The 489-nt window shown below is 45.6% G+C and carries 1 protein-coding gene and 1 pseudogene; both read left to right on the top strand.

What is annotated here, in order from left to right:
- Positions 1-380 (top strand): phosphoribosylanthranilate isomerase (locus B4F08_RS08790; RefSeq protein ID WP_291374159.1); only part of this gene is annotated, 380 nt, incomplete at its 5' end.
- Positions 364-489 (top strand): annotated as a pseudogene (locus tag B4F08_RS08785) (tryptophan synthase subunit beta); the annotation flags it as partial. The gene B4F08_RS08790 and the pseudogene B4F08_RS08785, both read left to right, overlap by 17 nt.

The raw sequence follows: 489 nt of genomic DNA, 5'->3' as shown, positions 1-489 counted from the left end.
CACCAGAAGACTGTCAGGTGATTGCGACACAAGTAGGAAGACGCTGGTATAAAGCGATTCAAGTCAAACCTGAATTGGATGTGGTGGCAGAAGTTCAACGTTTCCAACAAGCAGGGGCAAGTGCAGTGCTCTTAGATGCATGGCATCCTGAACTCAAAGGGGGAACAGGACACAGTTTTGACTGGTCACAATTCCCTACGCTTGATATTCCTTTAATTTTAGCGGGTGGCTTAACCCCAGCTAATGTTGAAGACGCTATAAAGACGACTGGGGCTTATGCTGTAGATGTCAGCGGAGGCGTCGAATCCGCTAAAGGTATAAAAGACCAACAACTTATAGAAAACTTCATGCAAGGAGTCCATCGTGGATCAGCAAAGTAATGTGATTGACTATACCCAATACCCAGATGAACGTGGGCATTTCGGTATCCATGGCGGACGTTTTGTGTCAGAAACTCTAATGGCAGCATTAGAAGACTTAGAAAAGCTC

The organism is Acinetobacter sp. UBA6720, assembly GCF_002454215.1.
In the GTDB taxonomy this organism is placed as follows: Bacteria; Pseudomonadota; Gammaproteobacteria; order Pseudomonadales; family Moraxellaceae; genus Acinetobacter.
This window is presented reverse-complemented; position numbering and strand designations above follow the sequence as displayed.